The following is a 7472-nucleotide window of genomic DNA, read 5'->3' on the forward strand; positions in this document are numbered from 1 at the left end:
CAGCTGGCGAAAGCGGTGTCGAGCCACCGACACTCCAAGACGCTGGCGCGAAACTGAGCGGGTCAGTGCCGCTGCTGATGCTCGCTCAATCGGAGGTGACCACGAGGGGCGCGAAAGCGGCGCTTCATGTACGCACTCCACAGCGACTTCGTCGCCAGGTCATGAGTCTTTCGGGGTGGCTTGGAGATGTCCGCGGCCTGCGACATTGGAGGCCTAACCGGAACCGAAAACCCGACCAGAGGCCACACCCCATCTCTCATTTCCGCACCCACCGCGTCCCCTGAGCCACGCTCCACTGGAACTTCCTCGCGTGCTCCCGGATCAAGAACGGAAGATCTTCTTCGTGCAACAACCGGAAGTGTTCGGACAACGCGCCCCGGAGCCACTCCAACGTGGAACCCTGGGGCCAGCGGTCGGGGGGTGTAAACTCCTCCAACCAGGTGCAGGGGGTGGTGAGCAACAACTGGCCGCCGGGTTTCACCAGAGAAGGCAGGCGGTTTAACAGCCTTGTTGGCTCGGTGAGCCGGCAGAGCAGGTTGGCGGCATGAACCACATCAAAACCGCCGAGGTCGGGCCGAAGGTTCATCGCATCTCCCTGCTCAAACCGGATCTTGTCCGAGATCGCAGCATCTTCTGGGCGCTGGGCACTCAGTGGAGTTTGAGCCCGCCCTTCGTCGATCCTCAGATACGGGTGCATGCCATCGCGGCGGATCTTCTCGGCGGCATCCACAAAGTTCTGGGAGTAGTCGATCCCGATCACTTCGCCGGCGGCCTTGGCCAGTTCATATGATGACCGGCCGACCGCGCAACCCAAGTCCAGCGCGCGGGCATTGGGCGGCACCAGGGAACGATCCAGCAGCTTCGTCACGGAACGCACGGCAAAGCCCAGTGCGGATGACGGGCCAAACTCCCACGGCAGCACCTCAGCGTCCGAAGCATAGTGGAAGAGGAGGTATTCGCTGAGGAGTTTGGGAGTTTCGTAGATGTTCATCGTCGGATCTGGGCAGAGCACACAAGGCAGCTCGGGACTATAAGATGCAAACAGGAACTCTCCTCAGGCTTCGGACATCGGGAAACCTTCGGGTGCAGAATTCTGTGTGTCGGCTGTGCTGACTTGTCCTCCGTTCTCTCCCAGTGGCGATGCCGTTGCTTGAGGGGTCACCGGCACCTTTGCCTTCTGCTGCGCCTGATAGCGCCCCCAGTAAAACGGAGCGGCCAGCTGACCGAGGAATCCCTTGGGCATGGCTTCGCGAATCCCAATCTCTGCGGGAGGGCGCCGCGTGCTGTCGTCGTAATAGGTGCCGAAGATCTGGTCCCACAGCACGAGGTTCTCCCCGTAGTTCTTGTTGCCCTCCCGAAGGTCCATGGAGTGATGCCAGCGATGCAGGCCGGGGGTGTTGAAAACATGGCTCAACCAACCAAAGCGCATCTGGATGTTGCAGTGAGTGAGCACGCCGATGTAGGCGGTAATGGCGCTGCCCCAGATGAACACATCGCCGGGAGCCCCGGCCAAGGCGAGGAGCGGGGTGGCGAAGACCATGCTCTTGATGGTGTCCACAAAATGAAACCGGCCGGTATTGAAGAACCAGAGCTTCTTCGAGCTGTGATGCACGGCGTGAAACTTCCAGAGCGGCATCCACTCATGGGCCAGCCGATGGGCCCAATACAGGCCGAGTTCGGCCACCACGAGGGCCAGGCAGACCTGAAAAAACATCGGCCAATGAGCGGGCCAGAACCCGCCTGGTTCGCGATCGCGAAACTGGTGGGCAATCCCCAGATTGGTCAGGGACACGATGATCACCTGAACTGAGATCTTGGTGAAGAGGGTATGGGCCAGATCTGTGACTTCCTGTCCATCGGACTCCCGCCAGGCTTCCTCGTGAGGGCGGACCTTCTCCAGCCAAAACAGGAGACCTGCCAGGGTCAGATAGGTGAGGTTAAACGCCAGGGGGCCGTGACCGTGGGTAATGCCGAAGCCCGTGGGGATGAGCGCACCCAGGAAGAGGGCTGGCCAGAGCAGGTAATCGAGCAGGGAATTCAGCCGGGACATGGGGGGAGAATTGCTTGGAGACCGGTAGGGGGACCTTTTTTCTTCTTCCAGAGGGCGCGCCAAGCACCGTGTGAAACCACACCCCTTCACCGAAAAGAGAAGGGCGCTCGTAAAAAGCGCCCTTCTGAATCAGAATTCATCCGCTTTCGTACGAGCGGTCATATTGCCTGCTCAAGCCCCCGCGAGGGCGGCCTGGAGGTAGGCGGCGGGTTGGAAATGCTCGATCAACACCTCCACCTTGCCTCCGCGGCTCATGCGCGCCTGCTTGATGTCGAAGTTCGGCGTCTTGTGCGGGGCAAACAGGATGTCGTCATGCGTCGCATTCTGGCGGCGCTTGAACTGGTCCGGAGTGATGTGGCCGCCCAGATGGTCATCGCGGCCCGTGGCCAAGTGGCAGGTACCCAGCACCTTTTCATCCTGAATGTCGGCCCCGGACACCGGAAGCACCTGGGTGCCGAAACCGAGCTCGCCCAGCACGCCGGTCATCGGATCGTCGGCGAGCTTCTGGTTGTGGGCGTCGATGGTGGCCTGGCTGCCCTCAATCAGCTCTGACTTGATGATGCATCCTCCGGTCACCGTGAGCTTGCCCAGGGTGCCGTCTTCATACTTGAGCGGGAAGGTGCCTTCGGCGCCAGTGGGGACGAAATACACCTCGCCGGCCGGGAGGTTGGCGATGTCTGGCGTATCGCCTCGACAGAGACCGTGACTCTTCTGGGCTTCCTGGCCACTGAGTTCCAGACGGACCGTCATGTCCTCGCCACCGTCCACGGTGAAATCGATTTCCACCCAGTCGGCCTTGGTCATTGCCTTGCGGAGCTTTTCCGCATCCACGCTCACCTCGTTGTAGTCTACGGCCAGACCCGTGCTGAGGATTACTTCATTCAGTCCGTGCAGCGTCGCACCACGGAAGCCGTACTGCTTGGCGAAGGCGGTCAGCGGGGCGGTGGCGCTGAAGGTGGAGATGCAGAGGATGAGGTCGTAGTTCGTGTAGATGTCCTTCTCGAGGCTCAGTTCCTTGCCTTCCATGTCCACACAGCGGTCGGGGAGGTCGAGGTTGCTGCCACCCGTCTGCTCATAGGCGTAGATTTCACCGCCCTTGAGGGCCAACTCCTCCATCACACCACCGTGGAGCCCCTGGTAAAAGTACTGGTGGGCGCGTTGCTGGATCTTGCGCTCGGGGTTGTTCAGGAACGCCAGGCCTTTGGCTTCAGAAAGGTCCGGGAGATCAATCAAAATACAGACGCGCCGGCCGAAGGTGGGCTCAAACACGGTATGGAGGAGGCGGGCGAGGTCGAACTTCGGAAACTTGCGTCCGGTGGCGGCGGTCTGCACGTCGTTTAGCATATCGGAGATCATGGCGTGTGGTCGGTGGTGGTGTAAACCGATTTACGTGGAAGCGCCAAGGGATGGGTGCATAAATCACCCCTTATGAGCCGGACCAAACACGTCGTGATCACAGGAGTCAGCCGCGGCCTGGGCCGGGCGATGGTGGAGGGTTTTGTGGCCCTGGGGTGGACCGTTTCCGGCTGCTGCCGGAGTGCGGACGCTGTGGAGGAGCTGCGCCGGGCCTATCCGGCTCCCCATGCCTTCTCCCAGGTGGATGTCGGCCGGGATGCCGAGGTTGAGGACTTTTGCGCGGGGATCCTGGCCAGCCACGGGACGCCGGAACTGCTCATCAACAATGCCGCCATCATCAATCGCAGCGCCCCGGTCTGGGAACTGAGCGCTGACGAAGTGGCTAACATCCTGGATGTGAACGTCAAAGGCACGATCTCCATGATCCGGGGGCTGGCGCCTGCGATGATCGCTCAAGGGGGCGGCGTGGTGGTCAATTTCTCCTCCGGCTGGGGTCGCAGTACTGCCCCGGAGGTGGCCTCCTACTGCGCTACGAAGTGGGCCATCGAGGGACTGAGCCAGGCCATGGCCCAGGAAACGGGGGGCAAACTGGCCGTGGTGGCCCTGAACCCGGGCATCATCGATACCGAGATGCTGCGAAGCTGCTTCGGCGACTCGGCGGCCGGTTTTCCAGATGCCGCGGCCTGGGCGCGACGGGCGGTGCCATTCATTGCGGGTCTCTCCGTCCGAGACAATGGCAAATCTTTGACAGCCCCCTAACATTGCGGCTGAATAAAAGACAGAGCCTCTGCGTCCATTTATTGCCCACCGAATCATGTCCATTTCTCCCAGCAGCTTGAATGATGTTGATGCTGCGGACTCGGACCTGGTTCGGAGGGCTCAGGCTGGCGACGCGCGGGCGTTTGACAGCCTGGTGACACGCTACCGTGGAAAGGTTTACGGCATGTGCTACCATCTCGTCCAGAATGAACAAGACGCCTGGGATCTGGCGCAGGAGGCCTTTATCAAGGCCTGGCGCGCTCTGGCGTCGTTCAAGGGCGATGCCTCGTTCTACACCTGGATCTACCGGATCGCTCACAACTCCACCTACGACTGGCTTCGCAAGCGCAAGATCGAGGGGGCGGGAGAGTTCGATGACGAGCGCCAGGCCGGGGTGGCAGCGGGAGCCGAGACCGTCCCCAAAGGAGAGCACCGACCTGACGAAGCGCTTAAAAATCGGGAGCTCGGGACGCGTATACAACAAGCAATCGATCAACTCAGCCCGGACCACCGCACCGCCATCCTCCTCAGGGAGGTGGAGGGGTTCAGCTACGAGGAGATCGCCCAGATCATGGAAAGCTCCATGGGAACGGTGATGTCCCGCCTCTTTTACGCACGCAAAAAACTTCAAGAACTGCTCAAAGACGCCTATGAAAACGCCTGATGATCAACTTCTGGCCCGCTGGCTGGATGGAGAATTGAGCGCAGATGAGCGCCCTCGCTTCGAGGCGATGCTGGAGGCCGATCCGGCTCTCCGCGAGGAGGCGAACTCCCTGCGTCAACTCGGAAACCTGCTGCGTGCCAATGTGGACATGGAACGTCCGCTCCCCAATGCCGACTTCTTCAACTCGCAGATCCAGGAACAGATCGCTGCGGATCAGCGCGCTGACCAGCGTGTCAAGTCCACGGCAGCCGCCGGAACCGGGACCTCCTGGCTCTCGTGGTTGCGTTCCCCCTGGATCTTCGCCGGGGCGGCGGCCGCCCTTGCGGTCGGCATGTTGGTGATGCCTTCGGCCCAGCCGGGCGAGGAGACGAAGGTCCTCAGCTTCTACACGCCCAAGTCGGGCATCGAAGCCAGCACATACCACAACAAGGATGCTGGGGCGACGGTGCTCGTGTTGAACGGTCTGGAGGCGATCCCTTCTGATCGTGACATCGTGGGGATCAACGTGCACCACAGTGAGACGGATGCCCAGGTGGCCACCACCACCCTCTATGATGACCAAGGCGGTGTGCTGCTGGTCATGGCCAAGGATTCCGCCAGCAAGCCGATGGTCCTGGGGCGCTCTGCCCATTGAAAAGTAGTCTGCTCCCGGTGACTCGCGCTGCTCCAGATCCTGTCATGAACGTCTCTGCCAACTCCCGCCTGCTGAACGCGACGCGGGTCAGTCTTGCCTGTGCTCTGCTCCTGGCCAGCTTGGCCCCACTCCGGGCTCAGGCCCCGGAGTCAGCGGCAGCGGCAGCAGCTCCCAAGCCCCCGATCAGTGCCGACATCGCGGCCAAGGACGGTCAGGTCTGGGGGGCGCTGGTGTTTGCCTCCTCAAAACCAAAGCAGGATGGCGCAGCGGCGACGCCCACCCCGGAGTTTCCTGATCTGTCGAAGCGCCTCGCCAAGGCCTTCCCCTACACGCAGTTCGAAGTGCTGGGTCAGCATTCCCAGGTGGTCTTTCGTGAGTATGAATCCTGGGTGGTGCCGTCCCGCGACGTGTTCCTCAAGCTGGACTCCAAAGGCACCGCCGCCAATGGCGGGCTGAATCTGCACCTGCAGTTTTGGCAGGGGCAGCAGGTCCTCGTGAAGACCGACACTCTCCTGCAGCCCGACAGCCCGCTCTTCATCGGCGGACCCAAGTGGCGTGATGGCCAGCTCATCTTTGTCCTGCTCCTGAAGAAGGGCAAGTGACGCGTCAGTGCGTCAGTTGATTGCGCGTTGGCTCATGAACCCTGAGGAGCTTTTCCTCGAAGAGGATGCGGCTACAGGCCCGACGTTGGCGATTCATACAGGGTGCATGGGCGGTTAGGTTGAGATCCTGATGCGCCCTTTGCCGAATCAAGGTTGTGACGCCAAAGAATCCAAGGAGCGGCGGTTTGTGCTTGCACAACCGCCGATGGTTGCCGGAGGAAGCATGTTTCCAAGTAAGAAGGCAGCGGCAAGACCACATCAGGTGGTGGCTGTTTGGCGATCGAGCACTCCGTTTTCCCTCGGCGGTTGTGCAAGCACAAACCGCCGCTCCTTGTGCGGTGTCAGGCCTTGCTCAGTTGTGTAGCAAGTTGCCCGGCACATTCAATCTGGCAATACCACTCGCCCTTTGGGAATCGCACCGAAGACTCTGCCGGAGCGCGAGACGCGCACGGGAGCTTCCTGGATGGTCGTGGTCGTGCTGAAGCTCGTGCCCACGGTCACCGATTGCTCGTAGTCGGAAGTCTCCGCCTCATAGATCGGCGTGGTCTCCACCTCGCGGATGCCGAATTTGTAGTACCAGCTTTCACTGCCATCGCGCTGTTTCTCCAGCCGAAGGGGACTGCCGAACTGGCGTTGCAGATCAGCCTTCGTCATGCCGAACCGCACGGGGGCCGAGGCCAGTTTGGTCTCAGGAGTCGTGCTGCAGGCCGTCAACAGTGCCACGGGAGCGAGCCACAGCAGGACCAGGGAATGAAGGCGATTCTTCATAGGAATGGGAGCGGAGCGATCGGATGAATGGAGAGCCGGGGGCCAGCCTGCCAGATACAGACGGAGCCCGCATCGGTAAAATTCATCCCAGTCTGGATGGGGAGGTCATCTTCTTGTGATTCCCATGACGAAACGCGTGGCCTCGCCACGTACGTGTACTGCACCCCGGCAAGCAAAACCATGAATCACAAAACTATCATCTCACGTTCCAAAACGCGACGTCAGTTCCTGAAGTCCGGATTTCTTGCCACCGGCGGTGCCGTGCTTGGCTTCCCGGCGGTGGTCTCGTCGAAATCACCCAATGGGAAGCTCAACACGGTCGTGATCGCCTGCGGTGGTCGCGGCGCGGCCAATCTCAAGGAGATCGGCGGCCTGACCAACGTGGTGGCCCTGTGTGACGTGAACTCCCAGGCGCTGGATGCGGCAGCCCAGCAGTACCCGAACGCGCGAAAGTATCGTGATTTCCGCGAACTGTATGCGAAAGAGATGGACTATGACGCGGCGGTCATCAGCACGGCCGAGCACACGCATGCCTTTGCCGTGCTGCCGGCACTGCGGGCGAAGAAGCACGTGTATTGTGAAAAGCCGCTGACCCGGGACGTGCACGAGGCCCGCGTCGTGATGGCGGCTGCCAAGGAG

At 61.1% G+C, this 7472-nt stretch carries 9 protein-coding genes; 5 read left to right on the top strand and 4 right to left on the bottom strand.

What is annotated here, in order from left to right:
- Positions 1-256: 256 nt before the first annotated feature.
- The 3 genes from BV106_RS05830 to BV106_RS05840 all read right to left on the bottom strand — a co-directional run bounded on the left by BV106_RS05830 (position 257) and on the right by BV106_RS05840 (position 3406).
- Entirely contained in the window at positions 257-991 is a 735-nt protein-coding gene (locus tag BV106_RS05830; protein ID WP_038161907.1) for a putative 4-mercaptohistidine N1-methyltransferase, read from the bottom strand.
- Between the two features lie 63 nt (positions 992-1054).
- The gene (locus tag BV106_RS05835) at positions 1055-2050 is read right to left on the bottom strand and encodes a sterol desaturase family protein (RefSeq protein ID WP_038161910.1); all 996 of its coding nucleotides are present in this window, start codon (positions 2048-2050) and stop codon (positions 1055-1057) included.
- 171 nt (positions 2051-2221) lie between these two features.
- The gene (locus BV106_RS05840) at positions 2222-3406 is read right to left on the bottom strand and encodes a hypothetical protein (RefSeq protein WP_051945208.1); all 1185 of its coding nucleotides are present in this window, start codon (positions 3404-3406) and stop codon (positions 2222-2224) included.
- 72 nt (positions 3407-3478) lie between these two features.
- Between BV106_RS05840 and BV106_RS05845 the strand changes: the two genes are divergently transcribed.
- Genes BV106_RS05845 through BV106_RS05860 form a run of 4 tightly spaced genes read left to right on the top strand, consistent with a single transcriptional unit; the run spans position 3479 to position 6065 of the window.
- Positions 3479-4165, top strand: coding sequence for an SDR family oxidoreductase (locus BV106_RS05845; RefSeq protein ID WP_038161913.1), 687 nt, complete (start codon positions 3479-3481; stop codon positions 4163-4165).
- Positions 4166-4220: 55 nt separating this feature from the next.
- A complete protein-coding gene (locus BV106_RS05850) occupies positions 4221-4829 on the top strand; it encodes a sigma-70 family RNA polymerase sigma factor (protein WP_038161915.1) in 609 nt (202 codons plus the stop codon).
- Positions 4816-5463 carry a hypothetical protein gene (locus BV106_RS05855; protein ID WP_038161918.1) on the top strand — a complete coding sequence of 216 codons (648 nt, stop codon included), beginning with the start codon at positions 4816-4818 and terminating at the stop codon, positions 5461-5463. The genes BV106_RS05850 and BV106_RS05855 overlap by 14 nt, the downstream gene beginning before the upstream one ends.
- A gap of 44 nt (positions 5464-5507) precedes the next feature.
- Positions 5508-6065: a hypothetical protein gene (locus BV106_RS05860; RefSeq protein ID WP_038161921.1), complete on the top strand. Its 558-nt coding sequence runs from the start codon at positions 5508-5510 to the stop codon at positions 6063-6065.
- 381 nt (positions 6066-6446) lie between these two features.
- On the opposite strand, the gene BV106_RS05865 is transcribed toward BV106_RS05860, so the two are convergent.
- On the bottom strand, positions 6447-6833 hold the full coding sequence (locus BV106_RS05865; RefSeq protein WP_038161924.1) for a hypothetical protein: 387 nt from the start codon (positions 6831-6833) through the stop codon (positions 6447-6449).
- 180 nt (positions 6834-7013) lie between these two features.
- On the opposite strand from BV106_RS05865, the gene BV106_RS05870 reads away from it, so the two are divergent.
- Positions 7014-7472 (top strand): Gfo/Idh/MocA family oxidoreductase (locus BV106_RS05870; RefSeq protein ID WP_038161927.1); only part of this gene is annotated, 459 nt, incomplete at its 3' end.

The organism is Verrucomicrobium sp. BvORR106, assembly GCF_000739655.1.
Lineage (GTDB): Bacteria > Verrucomicrobiota > Verrucomicrobiia > Verrucomicrobiales > Verrucomicrobiaceae > Verrucomicrobium.